Origin of the sequence: Paenibacillus herberti (assembly GCF_002233675.1) — a bacterium.
GTDB lineage: Bacteria > Bacillota > Bacilli > Paenibacillales > Paenibacillaceae > Paenibacillus_O > Paenibacillus_O herberti.
This window is the reverse complement of the sequence record NZ_NMUQ01000002.1, coordinates 759890-785233: the sequence shown is the minus strand read 5'-3', so window position 1 is coordinate 785233 and position 25344 is coordinate 759890. Positions and strand designations below refer to the sequence as shown.

Sequence of the window (25344 nt, the reverse complement as noted above, 5' to 3'; positions counted from 1 at the left end):
AATGGTATGGCTAATTCATCTCCGCTTGTTGGACCTACCCTGCAGCTTCATCAGTTCATTTAGCAGAAAATCAACCAGCTTCAATGTTTTTCTGGCGAATGGTTCCGATATTAATCCTTCATCTACAAGCCCATTGAATTGCTGTTTGAACTTGAATAGGGTCATCACCGCACCTTTGAATTTATTCAGCTTGATTTGAATGAGCAGCTTATCGATTGAGCTTTCAAAAAGGTCAAAGTCTGAACAGCCCATCAACTGTTTTCGGAGGTTTCTCGCCAATCGAAGTACTTCCGAAGCAGAGGTTCGATGGCAAGGTTTTATAATTTTGATCGTTTCCACGATCTTAATGAATTTCCCATTTTTACCTTTCGGTCCTACCGGCCCGATCGGCCCTTTCAATCCATTCGGCCCGGTCGTTCCTGGAGGACCATTAATCCCGCTTGCCCCGGCGACTCCAGCTGTCCCCGCCGGTCCGGTTGAGCCACTCGCTCCTGCTGCTCCTGTCGTTCCTGTCGTTCCCGTCGTTCCTGGCGCGCCCGTAACTCCGGGATTTCCAATTGCTCCTGCCGCCCCGATCGCTCCAATCACTCCCGTCAATCCGGTTGGACCTTGCGGACCTGTTGCTGTGCCAGCAGCTCCTTGGGAACCGGTTGGCCCGGTTGGTCCTTGTGTTCCTGTTATACCTATTGCGCCTGTCGGTCCTTGTGGTCCTGTCGTCCCCGTCGGTCCCGGAACGAGCGGCCCTGTCGGCCCGGTTGGTCCCTGTGGTCCGGTTGCTGGCCCTGTCGGCCCCGTTGGTCCCGTTGGTCCCGTCGGTCCTATCACGGTTGTGTCTGCGATTTTCGATACAAATGCACTTTGAAGAGCGCCGTCAATTGTTGCTTGGAAAGGATTGGCTAATGGAAAATCGGTTGAAGAGGTCAGTCCAGCAATATAGGCACTTCCGGAGGCGTCGGCGACAATCGCTTGGCCTTGATTGTTAAGCGTTCCGCCCAAATAAGTCGAGTAGATAAAAGCCGGAGTTGGATTTAACTTGGTAATGAAAGCGCTAGCCGTCCCGGTAAGTACGGCTTGAATCGGGTTTGCTATGGGGAAGTTGACCGATTGTGTTGATCCGGTTATATACACATTTCCCAGTGTATCTACTGATATGCCCGTAGCTGCATCATTGGAGGTACCACCTAAATAAGTGGAGTAAGTCAGGCTGGTGCCGGCAGAGTTTATTTTTGTAACAAAAGCATCGGTATTTCCACCGTTAGCGGCTTGAATGGGATTCAAGGTAGGGAAGTCAATGGATGTTGTGGAGCCGGAAACGTATACATTTCCTGCCAGATCTACCGCAATGCCAGCTGCCGCGTCATCTCCGCTGCCTCCCAAGTACGTTGAATAGGCCACAGCAGGAGTCCCCACCACTACAACAAACTTAACGACGTAAGCATCACTATTGCCGCCACCGTATGGTTGTAAGGTATTAACGTTCGGAAAATTAATGTTTGTTGTACCAGTCGCATAAAATTGTCCAACCGTATCTACAGCAATGCCTGTTCCATTAGTGCGTACCGTTCCACTCAAATAAGTAGAATACATGAGCGCACTTGCGGTCGCATTCAGCTGAGTTACAAATGCAGTATTTATAGAGAAAAAGAGGTTTTGGAATGGACTCACCAGGGGAAAGTTGGAAGAGAGCGTAGTACCTGTTATATAAGTGACACCTGCAGTATCAACAGCAATTCCATTCCCAATGTCAACATCATTGCCCCCCAGATAGGTCGAGTAGACCAACACTCCGGATGAGTCGATCTTAGTCACAAATGCATTGGTCGAAGGAGGAGCTGAGGTTTGAAAAACACCTGCTGTTGTCGGGAAATCCATTGAATCCGTAGACCCTGTAACATATGCATTGCCGGATGGATCAACCGCAATCGAATTTCCTTGATCAAGATCGCTGCCGCCTAAATAGGTCGAATAAACAAGTGTGTTACCAGTAGGGGTGAACTTGGCTACAAAGGCATCTGATCCACCTGCCAAGGAGCCTTGAAGCGGCACTGCTGTCGGGAAGTCGACATCGAAGGTTAAACCCGTGACATAGGCACTCCCAGAAGCATCCACGGCGATTCCGAGTCCGCTCGAAACATCGCTGCCGCCGAGATAAGTAGAATAGGTTAAAACAGGATCAATGATAAGCGGGAGCGAGGGATCGTACGCTGCTTTAAGCTCCAATCCTGCCTGGTTGGCATTACGCAGCGTGTACCCGCCTTCAATTTCAATCTGGTTCCCACGCTCATCATGCTGGTAAATAAAAGGCTTCCGGAGTGTAATAAATTGCCCATCAACTACAGCCTGAAGAATTCCTTCTTCGTCGATCCGAACCTGTTCAGCGCCTTCGAATTCCAACAGGATATCCTGCGTGTGCGCTCCCGGAGCAACGATGAAGTCGAATTCTAACTGCAGCCCGTTGCGGTAGAAGAGCATATCGATGCCCCTATAAAGCCCGGTGTACTTTATTTTGTCAAAGGTTGGAATGCCGCTATGCCATTGGTTCGGGTCTTGACCGCGAAAGTAGTTTTTCTTTCCCGGCAAAAGATCCAAGCCATCGATCTGTGGCTCCTTGTGAGCGCCGATAAAATGCATTCGCAGGCCCCAAGTTTCCCATTGCGCTTGCGATGCTGCTGCTAGAGGATTTGATGGCTCATCATTTTTTAACTGCCTGCCGAACATGATCGCTATATGCGAAGGAGTGAAATAATAGATAGCATCGTGGCTTCTCATTAGGTAAGCGACTTGTGAATCCGTTTGTCCTGCATTAAGCTCGAAAACAGGAAGACTTGCATTCAACCGCACTGGATGGACAGACGCTTGCACCGATGATCCGGTCATAACCGTGCCCCCTAAACAGGTTTTGATTTGATAGTGTATCTATTTAGGTGAAGACTGGTACGGGCGTATGCCGCTAAACCGTAAGATTAGGCTATTAGGCTGTCCTAAGAGAATGGCGGTATCGATCATGTTCTGAATGCTCATGGGAGCTCTATGAGTCTAAAGCTTTGAACTAAAGGACCCGCGTCAGGCAGTTGGACAACGAGAACACCATTGGCCGTTCCTGAACCTTGCATATTGAGATTGAGGCCGCTGTTGGCGTTTTTAATTTTGAAAAAACCGCCGCTCTGGTCGGAGAATGCCCATACCTGGCTCAAGCTCCCATTTCCCGTGAAGATTACGGCGTTTGCTCCTGATGTTATCGATGACCCGCTTATATCAAGAAATTTGCCGCTGGCAACATGCAGGATGTTGAAGTTAAAGCCATCTACGATAAACTGCCAATGTTGGGATGTTACAGCTGCATTGAACGTTTCTTGCTCCACATTTGTTCCGTCTGAGACGCCGTTTAGAACCGTTTGCAGAGCTTTGTTGGAGTTGCGATTAATGATGGCATACGTTTTAGTTGTATCGATGGGAATATTTAGTTTGTCTAAGAGGGTAAGCCCGCCAGGAAGCCCGGTAATATTCGTGTTGTCTGTCGAGAGTACAGCCGGAATTGAACCGAATGTGTTCATAAATTCGATGATGTTATTGTCAAAAGAAACGCTGTCGGAATTTTGGATCCAAACGACGGTTGTTTGATCGATGTTCGTGCTGAGGCCATTGATTCCGTTGACGGTAGAATGTGTATTGAGAAAGGTGTTGTTGTTCACTTGCACGTCCCCGCAGTTGGAAATCTGGATGTTTAGCCCCTGTATGCTGTCGAAGATATTGTTTTCAATTAACATTTGGTTGAACGCTTTTTCGCCGCCGGTTACATTGGGCGCTACGAAACAGAGCGATGCGGCCTGATCGCCGTCAAAATTCGCATAATGGTAGCCTGATCTAAGAAAATAATTTCCTGTAATCTGCAAGTTCTGAGAACATCCTTCTTGCGTATTTGTATTGCTCTCCGGTGCAATCACGATCGATTCGGTGGCGGCAGTAAACATATTGTTCTCAATGAGGCCGTTGATCCCTTTTACCAGCATTCCTCTCCACTGACTGTATACCGTATTGTTGCGGAAAATAAATCCGGTGGCGCTATAACGAGGATTGAAGACGAAATCGCCTACGCCAAACGCGGGAACATCTGTGAACTGAATGAGGTAAATCGCATTTTTGTTGATGTCATACGGGTCACCTGGCTGGGCGGCGGCAATTGCCGCTGCGATTGCCGGATCTAGCGGAAAGCTTCCGAATGGAACAAGCGTAGCGCTGACGATCGTAGATGGCAAATCGTAAAACTGGCAAAGGGTATCCCCTGGGGGAAGTGGGAGAGGGTTGGGGGATCTGGAAGCAATGTATTCCGAAGTTCCGCTGGCACTCAGGACGGCTAAATAACCTGGTGTTTGAATGCTGAAGGCATCATCCCCTGTACTTTGAATCACACAGTTCTCCAAAGTTGGCCCCATCTGAATATCATTGAATTGAATGCCGTCGAGAATGGTCGACAGTAACGGGGGCTTTATGGCGCCCGCCGGCTTAGGACCTGGCACGATGCGAAAATTATCCATAACCGTTCCGCAAATGCCGGAGCCTTCTATATAACCGAATCCGGTGGATGTATGAAGAGTAGCGTTCCTCCAAGTCGTAAACGAACTAGTGTTCACCGCTATGCTATGAGGAACTGCAGGGGTTGTCGATACGGTAACCCAATCTCCAACGTTGATTCCTGACCCGATACTGGTGATGTCTAATGTATTGGGCAGGATCGGATCTAAGGTAGCGTGTGCTGAAAACATCGTCGATACGCCCTCTTTTTGTTTCCTTGTTACCGGATCGAAAATGATTACCCGGGCCGTATACGCCGCCACAGGGTATCCTTGATCGATTCGGACTTTCATCGAACCCGCCACCGGATCAATGGATATGACTACGCCTTGAGTGAAAGGGAGCGGGTCATAGTTCATTGTTACTCCCTGAATCGTCAAGTTGACGCAATTGGTAATTTCAAAGACGCGACTAAAATTCTGCATAACGATAAAGACATCATCGAAGATTATGGTCAGACCATTGGCTCCATTAATATTCGTTTGTGCTGTATTTAGATAGATTCCGGGTGGGATGATGAGTTCACTTTGATGGGAGGCAATTGCGTCGTTGATCAAACTCTGGATGCTCATGTACGATATTCCCCTTTGCGTAGAATGGGAGTACTGCTCTCAATGATCCGATCACGATGGGACGGACTCCTCTTGCTCTCAAGGGACCACTGTAAGACTAAATCTTTGACTTGTAATCACACCCGAAGACGATTGGATGACGAGAACACCGTTGGCGGTTCCCGAATTCATCATGTTTAGATTGAGGCCGCTGTTGACGTTGGTGATATTGAGAAAGCCGTTCCCCGCGTCTGCAAGAGCCCATTGCTGGCTCAGGCTGCCGTTAGCCGTGAAGATGACAGCGTTTGCCCCAATTGCTGTGGATTCCCCATTGATATCAAGAAATTTGCCGCTGGCCACATGCAGGATATTGAAGTAAAAGCCATTCTCGATAAATTGCCAATGCTGCGATAGAATGGCCGAGTTAAATGTTTCTTGCTCAATTTCCGTTCCATTGGCTACACCGTTTGCAACGGTTTGCAGAGCTTTGCCAGAGTTTTGGTTAATGATGGCATACGTTTGAGTTGTATCAATCGGGACGTTTGTTTTGCTCAAGAGGATGAGTCCGCCAGGGAGTCCGGTAATATTGGTTGTTGTCCCTGGTGCAAGCACGATCGGGAGCGAGCCGGACGGTCCCATATGATTAATAACATTGCCTTCAAAAGAGATGCTATCGGAATTGTGGACCCAAACGACAACCCTTTGATCTATAAACAAGCCGGTGCCATTGGTCCCGCTGCCATTGGAAAAAGTGTTCAGAAAAGTATTATTGTTCACCTGCACATTGTGGCATTCGCTGATCTGGATGTTTAGCCCCAGAATGCTGTCAAACGTGTTGTTTTCGATGACCATATTGTTGAACGCTTTTTCGCTAATGACATTTGTCGCGGTAAAACAGAGCGATCCAGCCTGATCGATGAAGGGCAAAAATTCAACATAACCGGTTCGGAGAAAATAGTTTCCTGTAATCTGCAAATTTTGAGAGGAGCCTGATTGCGTATCGGTGCTGCCCTCGGGCGATACAACGATTGCTTGGCTGTTAGCTGTGAACATGTTGTTTTGAATGATGCCGTTGCTTCCTTTCATCAGCATCCCTCGCGACTGGCTGTAAAGCGTGTTGTTCTGGAAAACAAAGCCGTTCGCAGAGTAACGGGGAGAAAACACAAAATCGCCTACGCCGAACGCTGGAACGGTGGTGAACACCATCAGAAAAATTCCATTTTTGTTGATGTCGTAAGGGTCTCCCGGCTGGGCGTTATTTATTGCCGTCTGGATGGCAGGCGGAATCGGGAAGCTGCCGTATGGAACAAGTGTTAAACTTTGGATTATAGCCGGCTGGTCCAGGAATTGGGCTATTATATCGCCTGGATCCAGGGGCAGAACCGTAGAGCGGAAAGCGATATATTCCGAATTCCCGCTGGCATTCAAGACGGCAAAAAAGGCGGGGGTTTGAATACTGAAGCAATCATCCCCCGGGCTTTTTATCGTACAGTTCTGCACGGTCGGACCCATTTCAACATTAGAAAAGTTGATGGCGTCAATGAGCGATGATTGCAGCGGGGGGACTAAGGCTCCTGCCGGCTTAGGGCCCGGCACGACGTTGAAATTATCTAATATCGTTCCGCAAACACCATCATTTTCGATATATCCGACGCCGTAGACATTATAAAGAGTAATGTTTCGCCATATCGAAAAAGCAGAATTGGTCACAAAGATGCTGCTGGTGGTATTCGGGGTAGACGACAGCGTAACCCTGTCTCCCACGTTGATACCGGCGCTTATTTCCGTGACATCCAATACGTTCGTCAGTAGGGGATCAAAGGTGACAGCCGAGGTAAACATTACGTTTGTTCCCTCTTTGGGCTTTCTTGTTTCCGAGTCGTAAGCAATGATCCGTGAATGATATGCCGCCACAGGATACCCTTGATCCAATTGAACTTTCATGGTAAGAGCTGCCTGGTCAATGGATATGACCACCCCTTGGGTGAAAGCGAGCGGATCATAATTGATGGACAGTCCCTGGATGGTCAAATTCGTGGCATTGCTGTAGTTTACAGCACGAACGTCTGCGATCATGATGAAAAGAACATCATCGGCGATAACGGTCAGATCCGTAGCATTATCAAAAGTAGTTGGTACTGAATTAAAATAGGTTCCGGGCGGGATGACAACATCGCTTGCATTCGAGGCGATTGCAGCGTCAATTAACATCTGAATTGCCGTGGGCATGGTTCATATCCCCTTTATATGGATGGGATCTTTTTTTAGCGGCTCTTTTTGGATTTGACTTGCAGCCTGCAAAGTTGCTCGAGCAAGCAATTGCGAAGCTTCAGAATCTTTTTGGCTTTATGAGTTGAGATTTCTCCGATGCTCGTCAGCTCGATGAATTGTTCATCGAATTTGCAAAGAGTGATGGAGGCGCTTTTGTACTTGCACTGCTTGATTTGTTGGATAAGCTTGCGGATTGTAATAAGGATAAGATCGAAGCATATATCATGAGACACTTGTTTTTTAATGTCACTAGCGAGCTTAAGAGCTAGAGCATGGGCAGAGGGAGTACATCCTTTCTCTGGCTTGCATGGCTTCAAAACCTTTACGATGCGAATTACCTTAATCCGATGAATCGTTTTGCCATCTGGCCCCCGGTTGCCTTCCGGCCCAATCGCACCTCTAGTCCCCATTGGCCCTCGTGGCCCGGGTAATCCTGCTTGCCCGGCGGATCCAGCCGTCCCAGTCGCCCCGGCTGGGCCCGAGGCCCCCGTTGTTCCGTTTGGCCCCGATGGGCCAGGCCCTCCAGCCCCCCCCGTCGCTCCCGTCATTCCGTTTACACCGGTAGCCCCGACTACTCCGATAGGCCCTGTCAGCCCCTGAGCTCCGGTCGGTCCGGTCGCTCCCGTAATTCCGGTCGCTCCGATTGCCCCTGTTACACCTGTCGCCCCTGTCGTTCCTGCCGGGCCTTGGATTCCTGTAGCTCCTGTAACGCCAGTAGCGCCTGTTGGTCCTGCGGGCCCAGACGCGCCTGTCGCTCCAGTTGGCCCCGTGTTTCCGGTCGACCCCGTCGGCCCCGTTGGTCCGGTTGGCCCCGTGGAGCCTGGCACAATAAGCTCGGTAATTTTGGAAACAAAGGCACTAGGAAAGATCGCCGATGTCGATTGGAACGGGTTGACTATCGGGAAGTCAGGAGATGAAGTGGTTCCCGTGATGTACGCGCCGCCCTTAGAGTCTGCCGCAATGGATTGACCGATATCATCCTCCGTCCCTCCCAGGTAGGTGGAATAAATAAAAGCCCCGACCGGACTGAACAGGGTAACAAACACATCGTTGTCCCCAGCGAGCGAAGCCTGGATCGGATTTGCTAGAGGGAAATCAGCTGAAAGTGTCTGCCCCGTTACATATGCGTTCCCGGATGAATCAACCGAAATGCCATTGCCTGTATCGTTTTGCATCCCGCCTAAATAAGTGGAATAGATGAAGCCGTTGCCTGCTGCATTTATTTTAGTGGCGAATGAATCTAAGTTACCGCTAAGAGTTGCTTGAACAGCGTTGGAGGTTGGAAAATCCGTGGATATTGTGTTGCCGGTTATATACGCATTGCCGGACAGGTCTACTGCAATCCCAAGACCATTCTCTTCATTGCTGCCGCCCAGGTATGTGGAGTAAACAAGAGCGGTTCCCGCTGTATTGAATTTTGTTATAAAGGCATCAAAGAGTCCGCCTCCAAAAATGGGCTGAAGAGCATTGGACGTTGGGAGACCAATCGTTGTTGAACCCACAATGTAGGCATTAGTAGAGGTATCTATGGCAATTCCAGTGGCCTGAGTACCGTTGGGCCCGCCAAAATAGGTGGAGTAGATGAGCGCATTTCCTGCCGTGTTCAGTTTTGTGACGAAAGAGGAACTGGGACTTGGCAAGGTGGCTTGGAGCGGATTTGCCAAAGGGAAATCGGTGGAAGACGTCGTTCCCGTAATATAGGCATTGCCCCCTGGGTCTGCAGTGATTCCAGCTGCAATATCGTCACCGTTGCCTCCCAGATAAGTGGAATAGAGGAATGCAGCGCCAGTAGGATTAATCTTTGCCACGAAGGCATTCATACCAGGTGGAGCGACAGACTGAAAGGCGTTAGCAGTTGGGAAATCCGTCGATTGTGTGAAGCCGGCTACATAGGCGTTGCCTGCAGCATCAACAGCAACAGACTGGCCTTGGTCGAAATTGCTTCCCCCCAGATAAGTGGAGTAGATGAGTGCAGTTCCAGATGGGGTGAACTTGGTGAGAAAGGCATCCGCAAAGCCTCCGAAGGTAGGTTGGATCGGTCCCTGTGTCGGGAAATCAGATGAAAATGTGCCGCCCGTAACATAGGCGCTTCCAAGGGAATCAACGGTGATTCCATTCCCAAATGCGCCATCGGTGCCGTTAAGATAAGTGGAGTAGGTCAATACAGGATCAATGATGAGCTTGGAATAGATGTCATACTCCTCGTTAAGTTCGAAGGCCACTCTATTGTCATCCCTCAGCACGTATCCGCCGTCAATTCTCTTCTTGCCGGCTTCGCTTTCCTGATAGATCAAGGGCAAGCGCAATAAAAGGGGATGTCCGTTCGTTATAACGAGAAGGTTTCCTTCCTCGTCAATCCGAACCTCATCGGCTCCTTCGAACTCCAGTAGAATATTTTGAAGGTTCGCTTTGGGGGCAACGATGAAATCAAACTCCAGCTGGTGTTCGTTTCCATAAAACAGCATGTCGATGCCGGGATAAAGTCCCGTATAGCTCACTTTACCGAAGGTCGGTATATTGGTATACCACTGGAGAGGATCTTTACCGTGGTAGTAATTTTTTGTGCCTCGCAGTTGATCTAAGCCGGTAATATCGGGTTTTTTATCCGCTCCAACGAAGTGCATGCGAAGGCCCCAGGTTTCCCAGCGCTTTTGCGCGGGTTTTCGAGACGATTGTTCTATGTGAGTTGATTCATGATGGTCCAGCAGCTTGCCGAACATCATCGCGATGTGGGAAGAAGTAAAATAAAAGGTCGAATCATGACCTCTCAAAAGGTAAGCTACTTGTGAATCTGACTGTCCCTTATTAATCTCAAAAACAGGAAGGTTCCCATGTAACTGTCGCAATTGGGCTGATGGTCCGCTCATTAATGCGCCTCCTAGATTATGATTTGATACTGTATATTCAATGGGGGACGGGGAGTACGGGTATATGTCAGCATGGTTATAAAAAGGGCGTTGACAAGGTGAAATAAATTCGAGCAGTCTCTGCGCCACAAGGGGCAATAAGAGATTGCAAACACTTCATATTAATAGACTACTAGCCATTACGCATTCTTCCATCGCTGCATAGAAATATAGAGTAGGAAAACTAGCACAAAGGATGGAGATTTTGATAAAAATTGAAGAAGACGGCAAGCCACACCAGATTATTCGTTTGTTAACCAGTTAGATTCACAGCCGTCAGCAAGGAGTGGGAGTGAAATGGGCAAACAGGCAAGCATAGGCAGCAAGCAGGCGCAGACATGGTCAACCGAGGTGGAATGGGGACAGTTTGACAGTGGCTGGACGTTTACCGGCCAGTATTCAAGATTTTTGCGGGTGGTCGCGAACCGCAATAATGCCTCTGTCGTGGTTACATTGGGCAATGGTCAAAGGAAACGGACTTTTTTCAACAAAGGCGGGACCGTACTGCTGGGGGTCAAAGGAATCAGCATCTATAGCAAGCCGCATCGGACGGTCGCTCTCGGCTAGAATGGCTGGCAGAATCGTTACTAGACAATAAGGAATGGTGAATGAAATGGCTAAAAAAAAAGCATCTGTTCGTCAAGGCACAAGTGAGATTGTAGCACAAACGTGGTCCAATCGGATTGTAAAGGGCCAATTCGATAATAACTGGAAAACAGTTGCCGGCCCTGCGGGCTTTGTCAGTTATATAGCCGCTCGTGATAGAGCCTCGGTCGAGATTACGCAAACTAATGGGAGGATGTTACGGGTCTTTTTCAGAAAAGGCGGAGTCGTCACGGTTGGTACGGGGGGCGTCAGCCTGTATAGCAAGCCTCATTTAACCGTACAAGTCAGTCCAGCCTTTTAGTTAGAGCCTGTAACTTAGGTTGAATGCAGAAGAACCGGTCCTTGCGGACCGGTTCGGGTTTTCTGTAGAACAGGTTAATAATCTCTTTTTTGCTTGCATGAGCCGCATTGGCGGCAAGGCTTTGTGGATTTATTCTGCAGCTTGATCAGTACTCTCTTCAGATGTGCTGAAATCTTCTGCAGCGCCCTGGCTTTGCGTCGAGTTAAGAGGCCTTCCCGCAACAGGCGTACAATTTGGCGGTCCAACTTGCATAGAATGATTTCGGCGCTTTTGTACCGGCAGCGCTTGATTTGATGAATGAGCTTGTTTACCGTGAGCAGCAGAGGCTCAAGACATGGATCGAATATCACCAGCTTTTTGAGCTCGGCGGCGAGCTTCAACGCTTCTGGACAAGGAACGCAGCAGTTGCACGGCTTAATAATTTCGATGATTTTGATGATTTTAATAATCTTTCCGTTTTTCCCCTGAGGACCTTCCTCTCCCTCCGGCCCCCGAAGCCCGCGGGGCCCATTCGGCCCGTTTGAACCGTTGGCACCGCGCGGTCCGGCCGGCCCTGCCGCACCAATCGCGCCGTTCGGTCCCGTCGCTCCATTCGCGCCTGCCGGTCCTGTAATCCCCGTCGTTCCCGTCGTTCCGGCAGCGCCGGCAGCACCCGCTGGTCCTATTGCTCCATTCGGTCCGGAAGGACCCGTAGCGCCAGTCGGCCCTGAAGGACCGGTTGCGCCCGGTACCCCTGAAGGACCGGCTGCTCCCGTTGGCCCTTCAGGTCCCGTCGGCCCCGTGAACCCTGTTGGCCCCGTTGGTCCCGATGGTCCTGTCGGCCCCGTAGCTCCAGTGTCCCCCGTCGTTCCGGTTGGTCCAGCCGGCCCCGTCGGTCCTGTCGGCCCGGTAGGTCCTGTCGGCCCCGTCGGCCCGAGTTGAATGTCATCCAGAATTTTGGCGACGAATGCGTTTGGAAGTCCATTTGAGGTGGCTTGAAAAGGATTGACGGTGGGGAAATTCGTTGAGAAGGTTTGACCGGCGATATAGGCGCTGCCAGAGGAGTCGGCTGCAATTGCCTGGCCGATATCGGGCCCAGTGCCGCCCAAATAGGTGGAGTAAATAAACGACCCGGTCGGGTTGAGCTTGGAAATGAATGCATTAATGGCCCCAAGTGCAATGGTAGGCTGAATCGGATTGACCAGCGGAAAATTCGTTGAACCCGTCGTTCCGGTGACATATACATTTTCAAAGGGGTCGGTTGCGATTCCGTTCCCCAGATCGTTGGCACTGCCGCCCAGGTAGGTTGAATAGACGAGACTGCTGCCGTCTCCATTAATTTTAACGACAAAGGCGTCTTCGGAGCCGCCAAATGTCGGCTGGACGGCATTAAAGGTCGGAAAGTCCACCGATTGAGTGGAGCCCGTAACATAAACATTTTGCGCCAGATCCACTGCTATTCCATTACCGACATCGTCGTTGCTACCGCCTAGATAAGTGCTGAATACAAGCGCAGTTGCAGCAGTATTGAACTTAGCGGCATAGGCATCGGTAGCTCCCCCTCCGTAGATAGGGAAGAGTCCATTTACAATCGGAAGTCCGGTCGCGGTTTGCCCGCTCAAGTATGCTTGCCCCACATTGTCTACCGCAACTCCGGTTCCCGTATTGCCGTTAAGTCCACCGAAGTAGGTGGAGTAAACAGCTGTACTGCCTACCGTGCTTAGCTGAGTAAGAAAGGCGGATGTAGCGCCCGGAGCGGTTGCAGGGAAGGTCGGTTGAAAAACGCCTGCGGTCGTCGGGAAGTCTGTCGAATCCGTAGTCCCTGTAATAAAGGCGTTGCCGGCTGAGTTGACATCAATGCCAAGGCAAGAGTCGGTTCCGCTGCCTCCCAGATAACCGGAGTACAGGAGCGAGCTGCCAGTGGAATTGAACTTGGTTACAAATCCGCTTTGTCCGCCTGGAGCGGTGTTTATGAAAGCATTAAAAGTAGGGAAATCCGTGGCGTCGGTAAAACCGGTCACATAGGCGTTACCGGAAAGATCGATCGAGATGGCGCGGCCATCATTAACGCCGGTCCCGCCCAAATAAGTGGAGTAAACAAGCGTATTTCCGGCTGCACTGAATTTGGTGACAAATGCATCGGAAGTTCCGATAAGGCTGGTTTGAAACACTCCTACCGTCGTAGGAAAGTCCGCGGCCAGCGTCGTTCCAACTACATAAGCGCTGCCGCTGGAATCTACGGTGATGCCATAGGCAATCGTGCTGGATGTACCGCCCAAGTAAGTGGAGTAGGTCAGTGTCGGATCGATGACGAGAACGAGTGCGGGATCGTAGCTTCCTTTTAGCTCGAATGCGACACGGTTATCGGGCAGGATGGTATATCCGCCGTCTATTTTCTTTTTCTTTCCATTAAGCTCCTGATAAATAAAGGGAAGCTTAAGCGTCATAGAATGATCGTCAGCCGCGACAAGGAGATTCCCTGCTTCGTCAATCCGTACTTCATCACAGCCTTCGAGCTGCAGCTGAATCAGCCCGGGATCGGCTCCTGGCGCCACGATGAAGTCGAACTCAAGCTGCCCTTCATTCTCATAAAACAGCATGTCGATCCCGGGGTATAGGCCGGTATATTTAACTTGGCCGAAGGTGGGGACGTTCGTATGCCATTTAGAAGGATCGGACCCTTTGAAGTAGTTGTTTTTGTTCTCTAAAGGCACCAGCCCGTCAATGGACGGATTCGGCTCGGCATCCACAAAGTTCATGCGGAGGCTCCATGCCTCGTACTGTTTCTGTTTGCTGGCAGGCTTCACCGAACGAGAGGGACTATCCTCGCTGTCTTCCACCAGTTTGGAGAATAGAAGGGCGATATGCGAAGGGGTAAAATAATAGGCGGAGTTAGCACCCCTTAGAAGGAAAGCGACTTGTGAATCCAACTGTCCTGCATTCTGCTCAAACACAGGATGAGCGCCGCGCAACTGCCGTATTCGGGCGGAGGGCTGCATGAATGGCTCGGTCATAGCTGTGCCTCCTAAATATAGACTTCGTACTGTATATTCTTCGTGCCAAAGCTGGTAAGGGCATCTGTCAAGACGGGGACAAAATAGGCTGAACGAGGCGATTCTCTCCAGGTGTTCAGGGATTAAAAGGTGGTTAAGCCTGCAAACGCATCAATTCATTCAACAGTTTAGCTGCCAGATTCAAAAAGCGCTTGGCTTTACGAGAGGAGACTTCGCCCTCATCAACGAGCCTTTTCAAATAATCGATCAGCCTACAAAGGCTCATAATGGCTTCTTTACTGTTTTGACGTTTGATAAATCGAGCGATCTTGCGGACTGAAGGAGCTAGGAAACAAAGATGCGGATTTTCCGCCAAAGCGCATTCCAGCTTGCGGGCGAGCTTCAGGGCTTCCAGCTCCGGCCGGCAGCCGTGCTTGCGGCGGCATGGCTTGATGATTTTGATCGTTTCCACAATTTCGATGATTTTGCCATTGCGACCTGGAGGCCCTTCGGGTCCTTTAGACCCTCGGGGCCCTCTTGGCCCCGGAGCTCCGCCCCGCCCCGTCGGTCCGGCCGGTCCTCCGGCTCCGGGTGATCCCGTCGTGCCGGCCGCTCCTGCTGTGCCCGGAGCGCCAGCCGCGCCGACGGGTCCCATCGCGCCGATCGGCCCGGTGTCGCCCGTAACGCCTGCCGTGCCCGGAGTACCGGCTGCTCCGGGCAAGCCGATGTCACCGGCCGGACCGGTTGCCCCTGTAGTCCCGGGGTTCCCTTGCGGTCCGCTAGCACCGGTTATGCCGGCGGCTCCTGTCGCACCGGTCGTTCCCGTCGGCCCGGTGTCGCCGGTCGGCCCTTGGACCCCATCCGGTCCGGGTTCGCCGGGGCTTCCCGCCGGTCCAGTCGCTCCCGTCGGTCCAGTAGGGCTAGGGCCTGTCGGCCCGGTCGGCCCGACCAAAGTTGTGTCCGCGAGCTGCGAGACGAAGCCGCTTGAAGCACCTGGCAAAGTCGCTTGGAAAGGATTTACGACAGGGAAGTCGGTCGAGCTTGTCGCACCCGCTACATAGGCGCTTCCAGAGGGAGACGCCGCTATTGCTTGCCCTATATCGACGCCGTTGCCGCCGAGATAGGTGGAATAGATCAGTCCGCCGGTGGGATTAAACTTGATGACAACAGCGGCATTGTTCCCCGCTTGAACTTGGAGCGGATCGGCCAGTGGGAAATCGAGCGAAAGGCTTTGTCCGGCGACATAAACGTTGCCGAAGTTGTCGGTAGCGACTCCGAAGCCAGTATCATTCTGTGATCCGCCCAGATAGGTGGAGAAGATGAAACTTGTGCCGGATGCGTTGATTTTGGTTATGAACAGATCCTGGCCACCGCCATTTGCCGCTTGAACTGGATTAAAGGTCGGAAAATTAGTCGATTGCGTTTGGCCAGTAATCGACACGTTTTGCGCCAGATCAACCGTAATACCCGTTCCTGCATCATCACCACTGCCTCCCAAGTAAGTGGAGTAGATCAAATTCTGCCCTGACGTATCGAATTTTGTGATGAAAGCATCGATGTTTCCCCCACCAAAAGCAGGCTGAAGAGGAGCTTGCAGCGGTAGACCGCCGGTGGTGTCTCCCGTTAGATAGGCTTGAAACATCGTGTCTACCGCGACTCCGAGCCCTGCGGTGGTGTTGGAGGCGCCGCCGAAATAGGTCGAGTAGACGAGCGTGTTCCCTGCAGGACTGAACTTGGTCAGAAAAGCGGTGACTTGAACGGAAGGAGCGGGCTGAAACGCATTCTGCACGGGGAAGTTTTTTGAGAAAGTCTGACCTGTCACATAGGCGCTTCCAGCCGTATCCACGGCAATTGCGGTTCCTTCCTCTGTTACGGAGCCGCCGAGGTAGGTGGAATAGACCAGTGTCCCGCCGGAAGCATTGAACTTGGACACGAATACGGTCGCATCGTTGTTGGGGGGTATGCTCTGAAAAGGATTAACCGTTGGAAAGTTGGCCGATGCGGTGAGGCCGGTGACGTAGGCACTGCCTGACAGATCCACTGCGATAGCAAGCCCCTGATCATCGCCGCTGCCGCCCAGATAAGTGGAATAGATGAGCGCGTTGCCTGAGGCGTTCAGCTTGGTGACAAATGCGTCTTCTATGCCCGAACGGCTGGGCTGAAAGGGCATTTGGGTTGGAAAATTGGTCGAGGTTGTACGGCCGGTAATAAAGGCATTCCCGCTTGCATCCAGGGCAATTCCCGCTGCGGATGACTGGCCGTTTCCGCCAAGGTAAGTCGAATAAGCCAATACGGGATCGATAATAAGCGGGGATGAGCGATCGTACTCTTCTTGAACTTCAATGGCAATCCGAGTATCGCTGAGCTTCATATAACCGCCGCGGACCTTTTTTCTCTCTTTCTCGCTGTCCTGATAAATAAAGGGAAGCTGCAGCCGCACGGGAGACCCGTTAGTAACGGCAAGCAGATGGCCGTCCTCTTCCAGTTCAATGCGGTCGGCGCCCTCGAACTCTAACACAATAGTTGTTGCATCTGCTCCGGGAGACACAATGAAATCAAATTCCAGGAGTCCTTCCTTCTTATAGAAGACCAGATCAATTCCGGGATAAAGTCCGGTATAGATGACTTTGCCAAAAGTAGGCACATCGGTAATCCATTTGGAAGGATCGTTTCCGCGGTAATAGTGCGTCACTGCTGCCTGGTGATCGGAGCCCTCTGGCCGGACGTCCGGCCGCGCTCCTGCAAAATGCATGCGCAGCCCCCAGGACTCGCGTTTGCCCGATGCTTTCGGCAGCGGATCTTGCAGAGACGTGTCCTTGTTCTGCGGGCCTATGCGCCTGCTGAAAGTCATCGCCATATAACTTGGCGTGAAATAAAAGGTTGAATCAAAGTCTCGCAACATATAGGCGGCTTCCGGATACGTCTGTCCGACATTCTGCTCAAATACAAGCGAAGCCCCTCGTAGCAATTGCAATGAAACGGGGGATTGAGCGTTCATTTCCTTCACTTCCAATCGTCCTGATTAGCCGTATGGAGCGATTTCCAGTCTACTTAACCCCGTCGTTCAGTCTCATAAGCTCGTTAAGCAAAAAGGCAGACACCTTCAGCATCCTTCTGCCTTTCATGATGGAGATTTCGTCATGCTCCACAAGCTCCCGCAGGTGATTCATCAGCTTGCTAAGGGACATCATCGCGCTTTTGAACTTGCGCCGCTTGATGAGTCTGGCGATGTCCCGGATGGAAGGGATGAGATGACAGAGATTCATCTCCAACCTGGCCATTCGTTCGAGCTTGCGCGTCAGTTCCATGGCTTCAAAATCAAGCCGGTCTCCATGCCGTCTGCAAGGCTTAATGATTTTGATCGTTTCCACGATTTCGATGATTTTGCCGTTGCGGCCAGGAGGTCCTTCGGGTCCTTGAGCCCCCTGCGGCCCTCTTGGTCCGGAAGCTCCGGAACGTCCCTTCGGTCCGGCTGGCCCTTTGGCTCCAAGCGATCCTGTCGTGCCGGCCGTTCCTGCGGCTCCCGGAGCACCAGCGGCGCCGACCGGTCCTATCGCGCCGTTCGGCCCGGTGAGGCCCGTAAAGCCTGTTGCGCCCGGAATACCGGCCGGTCCGGGCAGTCCGACGGCACCGGACGGTCCAGCAAGCCCTATTGTGCCGGTGCTCCCTTGCGATCCGATAGCGCCGGTAATGCCGGCGGCTCCTGTCGCACCGTTCGCGCCTGTCGGCCCGGTGTCGCCGGTCGGGCCTTGGATGCCATCCGGCCCGGGCTCACCGGGAGATCCCGCCGGTCCTGTCGCGCCTGTCGGCCCGGTCGGGCTAGGTCCGGTCGGTCCGGTCGGACCAACCAAGGTGTTGTCCTCCAACTGCGAGACAAAACCGCTTGGAGAGCCTGGCAGATCAGCTTGAAAAGGGTTCACAACGGGGAAGTCGGTAGAGGTTGTTCCGCCGGCCACATAGGCGCTTCCCGAAGGGGAAGCCGCTATCGCTTGACCGACGTCTCCGCCGTTTCCGCCGAGGAAAGTGGAGTAGATCAGGGCTCCTGTCGGATTGAATTTGATGATTACGGCATCGGCCGTTCCCATAAGAGTGGACTGGAGCGGGTTAGCGAGCGGGAAGTCGGGTGAAGCGCTGTCCCCGGTAACATACACATTGCCGAAGGTATCGGTCGTAATTCCGAAGCCGTTATCGTCCTGGCTGCCTCCCAAGTAGGTCGAGAAAATAAAGCCCGTGCCGGAAGCGTTGATTTTGGTCACGAAAAAATCATTTCCACCCCCAAGGGCCGCTTGAACCGGATTAAAGGTTGGGAAATTAGTGGATGACGTTAGGCCGACAACCGAGACATTTTGGGCCAGATCAACGGTAATGCCCTGGCTTAATTCTTGACTGCTTCCTCCGAGATAGGTGGAATAGATGACATTCGCCCCGGAAGCATCAAACTTGGCGATAAAAGCGTCTTCGCTGCCTCCGCCGAATACGGGCTGAAGCGGGTTTACGAGCGTCAGATTACCGCTGGTAAAACCCGTTAAATACGCTTGGCCAGAGGTATCCACCGCGACGCCCGCTCCTTCCGCTGCACTGATCTGAATATTCCCGCCAAAGTAGGTGGAATAAACGAGCGTATTCCCAGCAGGACTGAATTTGGTCAAAAAGGCGTTGGCAATCGCAATTGGCGTAGGTTGATAAGCATTCAGAGTAGGAAAATCTGGCGAGGTAGTTAGACCGGTTACATAAGCGCTGCCCGCCGAGTCGACAGCAATTCCGAGTCCTGCATCCTGATTGACGCCGCCCAAGTAAGTGGAGTAAGCCAGCGTCCCGCCCGAGGCGTCGAACTTGGTCACAAATGCATTTGTAGTACCAGGGGCGACACCCTGAAAGGCATTGGCTACCGGGAAATCGGTGGAGGTTGTGGACCCAGTGACATAGGCGTTTCCAGAGAAATCCACCGCAATGCCTCTCCCCTGATCATCGCCTGTGCCGCCCAGATAGGTAGAATAAATGAGCGTGCTGCCTGAAGGAGCCAGCTTCGTAACAAAAGCGTCATTAGCGCCGCCTGCATAGGTGGACTGGAAAGGTATCTGGGTTGGAAAATCCAACGACGTCGTCAACCCGGTGACATAGGCATTACCGCTCGCGTCCAGGCCAATCCCGAATGCATCCGTCGTTGCGCTTCCGCCAAGATAAGTGGAATAGGTCAAGACAGGATCAATAATAAGCGGAGCCGAACGGTCATACTCTTCTTCTACTTGAATCGCGATTCTGGTGTTGCTCAGCTTGACATAACCGCCGCCAACTTTTCTGCTCTTATTATCTTGATAAATAAAGGGCGGCTTCAGCCGGATAGGCTGCCTGTTTGTCACGACCAGTAGATGGCCATCCTCTTCGACTTCAATGCGATCGGAGCCTTCGAATTCCAGCGCTATATTCGCTGCGTCAGCTCCGGCGGACACGATGAAATCAAATTCCAGAGACCCGTTGTTTATATAAAAGACGAGATCAATGCCGGGGTAGATGTCCGAATAACTTATTCTCCCGAAAGTCGGAACATCGGTGAACCACTTGGAGGGATCATTTCCGCGGTAATAATGGGTCACGGCTTTTTGCGGATCGAGTCCTTCCGGAGCAACGTCAGGGCGGGCTTCAGCAAAGCGCATACGCAAACCCCAGGCTTCCCACTCGTTTGATACCGGAAGTGAAAAGGTTTTGTTGTCTTTTTTGATGCGTCTGCTGAATGTCATTGCCATGTAGGCGGGGGTAAAGTAAAAGGCCGAGTCAAAACCTTTAAGCACATAGGCTGCTTCCGGATTCGTTTGACCGATATTTTGCTCGAATACATACGACCCGCCTCGAATCAGCTTTACGGAGGCGGAGGATAACTTTTCAGAGCTATTCATGCTCATCACTCCTTTTCGTCAGCGCTGATTCTGATCGGCCCCGGTCGGCTGCAGAGCAGCATGAGCTCATTAAGCAGGCAGTCCGAGAGGCGCAGCAGTATTTTTCCTTTACGGGATGGGATTTCTCCTTCTTTCACGAGCTTTTTGAAATGTGCGGTCAGCTGGCAGAAGGACTTCATCGCGCTTTTGTAGGCTTTGCGTTTGATGAATCCGGAGATTCTGGCTATGTCGGAGAGCAGATAACAGAGCTCCTCATCGTCCCGCAGCATTCGTGCGAGCTTGCGGAGCAGCGCAATGGCTGCGGAATTGGTTTTGCCGCTCTTACGTTTGCATGGCTTGACGATTTTGATCGTTTCCACGATTTTAATAATTTTTCCATTGCGCCCTGGTGGGCCTTCGGGTCCTTTAGCGCCTTTTGACCCGGCCGGACCGGCGGTGCCGGCGGGTCCAACTGGCCCCGTCGCTCCTGCCGAGCCAGGCACACCGGCAGAACCGGCCGGGCCAGCCGCGCCTGCAGGACCAGCTGGACCGACTGGGCCGGACATTCCGGCCGGTCCTGTAAGTCCGGTAACACCTGCCGCGCCAATGGCGCCTGCCGGACCGGAAGGTCCAATTGCTCCTGTCGGTCCAGTCGATCCAGCCGTCACACCGGTTGCCCCTTGAGGCCCGGTTATGCCTATGCCGGTCGGACCCGTCACGCCCGTAGCTCCGGTTGTGCCTGTCGGTCCAGTCGCTCCAGTCGGTCCATTCGGTCCGGGGCTTGAGCCCCCCGTTGGCCCTGTCGCGCCCGTTGGCCCTGCCGGCCCTGCCGGTCCCGACGGCCCTGTCGGTCCGACTTGGGTGGTATCTTCGAATTTGGACACAAATGCGCTTTGCAGACCCGGGGCCGGCTGATTATTCTGGAATGGATTGGCCAAAGGGAAGTTGATCGAGGAAGTCAGTCCGGTCACATAGGCGCTTCCGAAAGAATCGGATGTGATTGCCGTTCCTTGATTGTTGTTATTCCCTCCCAAATAGGTGGAATAAATAAACGCTGGGCTTGAATTAAGCTTGGCTACAAAGGCGCTTGCACTCCCGAACAGCGTGTTTTGGAATGGATTGGCCAGCGGAAAGTTGATTGAGGCCGACCAACCGGTGACATAGACATTGCCCAAATTATCAGCCGAGATTCCGTTCCCCTGATCGTTGCCGCTGCCTCCCAAATAAGTCGAATAGATCAGAGTTCCGCTTGGTCCCAGCTTGCTTACAAAAGCGTCATTAAGACCGCCGTTGGCAGCCTGAATGGGATCCAGCACAGGGAAATTCAGAGAATTGGTATAACCGGTGACATAGGCGTTCCCGCTCATATCCGTCGCGACGCCTGTTCCGTAATCGGCTTGGGTGCCCCCAACATAAGTTGAATAGATCACACTGGTCACGGAGCCGACTGTAGCAAACTTGACGACATAGGCGTCGCTGGTACCGCCGCCGAAGGAAGGCTGAAAAGGATTTACGGTAGGGAAATTAACATTCGTTGATCCTGCTGCATAAAATTGCCCGTAGCGGTCGACTGCGATAGCGGCCCCGTTGGTGAAGATGGTCCCGCTTAGATAAGTGGAGTACAGCAGGGCGTTCCCCGCTGCATTAAGCTTGGTTACAAAGGCCGTGTTGACTGCGAAAAATGAGCTTTGGAACGGGTCGACCAACGGAAAATTGCTTGATAGCGTTGTTCCCGTAATATAAGTGACACCTGTAATGTCGACAGCGATGCCGTTTCCGATATCGACATCGTTTCCGCCCAGATAGGTCGAGAAGAGCAGGATGCCGCCGGTAGGATCGAGCTTGCTAACAAAGGCGTTTGTGGAAGGGAGAGGAGTCGTTTGGAAAGCACCGGAAGTTGTCGGAAAGTCCACGGAATCCGTATACCCGGTTACATAGGCATTGTTGAACGCATCAACCGTGATCGCATTTCCGGAATCAAGATCGCTGCCGCCCAGATAGGTGGAATAAAGGAGCGTGTTGCCCGCTGGAGAGAATTTGCTGATCACGACGTCGGACCCGCCTGCCAGTGTCCCCTGAATCGGACCCAGAGTGGGGTAGTCCGTTGCGAAAGTAAGCCCCGTCACATAGGCGCTTCCGGAGGCGTCTACCGCAATGCCAAGTCCAGTCGTAACGTCGCTGCCCCCGAGGTAGGTCGAATAGGTTAGTACCGGATCAATAATAAGCGGGAGAGAGTCATCATAAGTGGAGGCGGGCTCGAATCCAATCCGGCGTTTACTTCGAACAACATATCCGCCCTTAATCTGAACCTGCTTTCCCTGCTCATCCACCTGGTAAATAAACGGCTTCCGTAAACAGATGGATTGCTCGTTTACTCCAGCATGGAAGTTGCCTTCCGCATCAATTCGCAGCCAATCCGTGCCTTCAAATTCCAGTGCAATTTGCCGCCAATCGGCCCCGGGAGCAACAATAAAATCGAATTCCAGCTGGGAGTCGTTGAGATAGAACAACATGTCGATACCGGGATAAAGACCCATATATTTTATCTGCTCGAACGTCCGTATGCCCGTACGCCATTTGTATGCATCCCGCCCGACAAAATAGTTTTTAATTCCGTCCAGAAGATTGCAGCCCTCTATCCGCGTTTCCGGGCTAGCGCCGATAAAGTTCATGCGAAGTCCCCAGGCTTCCCATTGCATCCGCGATAAAGAAGCTGCATCGTATGCAGGCTCGCTGGTCTGCAACGGTTTGCCGAATATCATATCGGCATGCGCGGGGGTAAAGTAAAAGGTTGAATCCTGATCTCTTAGAAGATAGGCAACCCGCGGGTCTGATTGTCCCGCATTATGCTCGAACACAGGCTGACTCGGATGAACCGGCCTGATCCGGGCTGATGGCTCCATTGACGATGCGTTCATGGCTGCGCCTCCTGACAAAAGAACTTGATCTGTTATTGTATCGCTTCCGCTAAAGGCAGGTCCGGGCATGTGCCATGCCGGGACATAATTAGGCCCTATTACACGACTACTGTGAGTTGAAACTCCTGGGTAGCCGATACACTGTCAATCTGCTGCAAGCACAGCACGCCATTGGCGTTTCCGCTCAGCGTCAAATTCATGCCGCTGTTGACGTTTTTGATTTTAAGAAAGCTAATTCTGGATATAAACACCGCCCACTGCTGGCTTAAGCTTCCGTTGGGTGTGAAAATAACGGCATTCGCTCCCGGTGCAAGCGATGATCCGGCAATATCCAGGAATTTGCCGCTGGCGACATGTAAAATATTAAAGTAAAACCCATTCGGAATTAGCTGCCAGTGCTGAGATAAAACGGCGGCGTTGAATGTTTCCTGCTCGACGTTTGTATTATCGCTTACTCCGTTCAAAACCGTTTGCAGCGCTTTGGTCGAGCCGCGGTTAATAATGGCATAGGTTAGGGCCGTATTGATCGGAGGGTTGGTTTTGCTTAGCAGCAGGGCCCCGCCAGGCAGGCCGGTCACATTGGTGGCGCCGGTCGACAGCACAACCGGGATAGAGCCCTGTGGACCCATATGGTCGATTGTATTGCCTGTTATCGCAACGGTGTCGGAGTTGAAAATGAAGATGTCGGTTGATTGGTCGATATTATACATTCCGCCGTTGGTGCCGTTGTCATTGCAATGCGTGTTGAGAAAGATATTATTCGTTATTTGCATATCCTCGCAGTTGACGACTTGCAGGTTTAACCCTTCATTGCTGTCAAAGGTATTGTCCTCAATGACCATTTGATCAAAAGCCTTTACGCTCACTACCTCATAGGAGGCAAAACAGATTGCGCCAGCCTGATTCGTTGTGAAAGCGGATTGGTAGTAGCCTGCTCGGAGAATATAGTTACCTCTTATTTGCAGGTTTTGGGCGCAGCCCGATTGAGTATCCGCATTGCCCTCCGGTGTCATGACGATCGGGCGTATGGAGTTTGTAATCCTATTGTTTTCGATGAAGCCGTTGATTCCTTTTATTAGCAGTCTTCCTTTGCTGTAAATCGTATTGTTGCTATAAATAAATCCGGTTCCGCAAAAGCGGGGGTTGAACACGAAGGACCCTGCTCCGAACGGCGGCACAGCGGTAAACACGATGAGATAAATCTGATTTTTGTTAATGAAAAATGGATCTCCGGGCTGAGCGTTATCGATTTCCATCTGAATGGTAGGGTCGATTGGAAAGCTGCCATAGGGGACTAAAGTTGCGCTGACGATAGTAGCCTGATCGGCAAAAAACGGGCCTAGCGTATCTCCGGCCGGAAGGGGAAGCGGGGCAGCGGTGCGGAAAGCAATATAGGCGGAGTTGCCTGAAGCGTTAAGAACCGTCATATAAGCCGGAGTCTGAATACTGAAGGAATCGTCGCCGGCGTTTTTGATCGTGCAGTTCTGAACATTTGGACCGAGTTGAATATTGTTGAATTGCATGGCGTCAAATATGCTGGACAGCAGCGGAGGGCGAATAGCGCCAGCCGGCTTCGGGCCCGGTATGACGTTGAAATTATCCAGGATACTGCCGCATATACCGCTGCCTTCAATGTAACCAAAGCCGCTCGAGGTATACAGAGTAATATTCCGCCAAGTTGTGAAGGAGGAGTTGAACACCTGAATGGAATGGGGAGTGATAGGTCCGCCTGAGAGCGTGACTAAGTCGCCCACATCGATGCCCGCGCTTACTCCGGAGACGATGAGCGATGTCGGATCAGCAGGATTAAAGACGGAGGATGTGCCGTTATTTGCCCCTGAGAATTCTTTGTTTTTGCGGGTGTAGGGGCTGTATACCTCAAGCCGACCGTAAGCTTTGACAGGGTACCCCTGATCTAGCTTAACTGTAATCGTGTTGGGTACCGTGACATAATTGGTAGCCGTAACGACGCCTTGTGTGAAGGGAAGCGGATTATAGTTGATCGTTAGTCCCTGAAAGGTGAAATTGGTGCAATTGCCCACATTCATCACCCGGGTAAACACCGTCATGAGGAAGGTAACGCCATCCGCAACGATGGTCAGCCCGTTGGCGCCGAGGATGCTTAAAGTGGCAGTAAGGGGGTAAACTCCAGGAGCGATAACGAGTTCGGGCTGTCCCGAAGTAATGGCGTCATTAATCATGGATTGAATGGACATAACATTGTACCTCCCTGGAATGAATCTTTCATCTATATCGTATCTTCCTAGGTGAAGGCGGGTAACGGCGTTTATCCGGTCTCTTCATAATTAGGCATGGCGTTTAGAACAGCTGGGCCTGGGCTGGAATACAGTAGGAATAGGGGAATGCCGGGCAG

General features: G+C 51.8%; 11 protein-coding genes. 2 read left to right on the top strand and 9 right to left on the bottom strand.

Going from position 1 to position 25344, the window contains the following annotated elements; genetic code table 11:
- Positions 1-15: 15 nt before the first annotated feature.
- From CGZ75_RS26230 to CGZ75_RS26225, 4 genes are all read right to left on the bottom strand, one after another.
- The gene (locus CGZ75_RS26230) at positions 16-2877 is read right to left on the bottom strand and encodes a DUF7948 domain-containing protein (RefSeq protein WP_089525245.1); all 2862 of its coding nucleotides are present in this window, start codon (positions 2875-2877) and stop codon (positions 16-18) included.
- A 140-nt stretch (positions 2878-3017) separates the two neighbouring features.
- Positions 3018-5144 carry an RICIN domain-containing protein gene (locus tag CGZ75_RS15860; RefSeq protein WP_089525244.1) on the bottom strand — a complete coding sequence of 709 codons (2127 nt, stop codon included), beginning with the start codon at positions 5142-5144 and terminating at the stop codon, positions 3018-3020.
- 78 nt (positions 5145-5222) lie between these two features.
- On the bottom strand, positions 5223-7352 hold the full coding sequence (locus CGZ75_RS15855; protein WP_089525243.1) for an RICIN domain-containing protein: 2130 nt from the start codon (positions 7350-7352) through the stop codon (positions 5223-5225).
- 35 nt (positions 7353-7387) lie between these two features.
- On the bottom strand, positions 7388-10261 hold the full coding sequence (locus CGZ75_RS26225) for a DUF7948 domain-containing protein (protein WP_089525242.1): 2874 nt from the start codon (positions 10259-10261) through the stop codon (positions 7388-7390).
- Between the two features lie 336 nt (positions 10262-10597).
- On the opposite strand from CGZ75_RS26225, the gene CGZ75_RS15845 reads away from it, so the two are divergent.
- Entirely contained in the window at positions 10598-10867 is a 270-nt protein-coding gene (locus CGZ75_RS15845; protein ID WP_089525241.1) for a hypothetical protein, read from the top strand.
- Between the two features lie 46 nt (positions 10868-10913).
- Positions 10914-11207: a hypothetical protein gene (locus tag CGZ75_RS15840; RefSeq protein WP_089525240.1), complete on the top strand. Its 294-nt coding sequence runs from the start codon at positions 10914-10916 to the stop codon at positions 11205-11207.
- A gap of 74 nt (positions 11208-11281) precedes the next feature.
- Here the strand turns inward: CGZ75_RS15840 and CGZ75_RS26220 are convergent, their stop codons facing one another.
- The 5 genes from CGZ75_RS26220 to CGZ75_RS15815 all read right to left on the bottom strand — a co-directional run bounded on the left by CGZ75_RS26220 (position 11282) and on the right by CGZ75_RS15815 (position 25186).
- Positions 11282-14200 (bottom strand): DUF7948 domain-containing protein, encoded by a 2919-nt coding sequence (locus tag CGZ75_RS26220; RefSeq protein WP_089525239.1) that lies wholly within the window; start codon positions 14198-14200, stop codon positions 11282-11284.
- Positions 14201-14333: 133 nt separating this feature from the next.
- Positions 14334-17177, bottom strand: coding sequence for a DUF7948 domain-containing protein (locus CGZ75_RS15830; RefSeq protein WP_089525238.1), 2844 nt, complete (start codon positions 17175-17177; stop codon positions 14334-14336).
- A 49-nt stretch (positions 17178-17226) separates the two neighbouring features.
- Positions 17227-20073 (bottom strand): DUF7948 domain-containing protein, encoded by a 2847-nt coding sequence (locus CGZ75_RS26215; RefSeq protein WP_176444877.1) that lies wholly within the window; start codon positions 20071-20073, stop codon positions 17227-17229.
- Between the two features lie 5 nt (positions 20074-20078).
- Complete coding sequence (locus tag CGZ75_RS26210; RefSeq protein WP_176444876.1) at positions 20079-22970, bottom strand: DUF7948 domain-containing protein; 2892 nt, start codon at positions 22968-22970, stop codon at positions 20079-20081.
- Positions 22971-23068: 98 nt separating this feature from the next.
- Positions 23069-25186 carry an RICIN domain-containing protein gene (locus CGZ75_RS15815; RefSeq protein ID WP_089525235.1) on the bottom strand — a complete coding sequence of 706 codons (2118 nt, stop codon included), beginning with the start codon at positions 25184-25186 and terminating at the stop codon, positions 23069-23071.
- Positions 25187-25344: the final 158 nt, after the last annotated feature.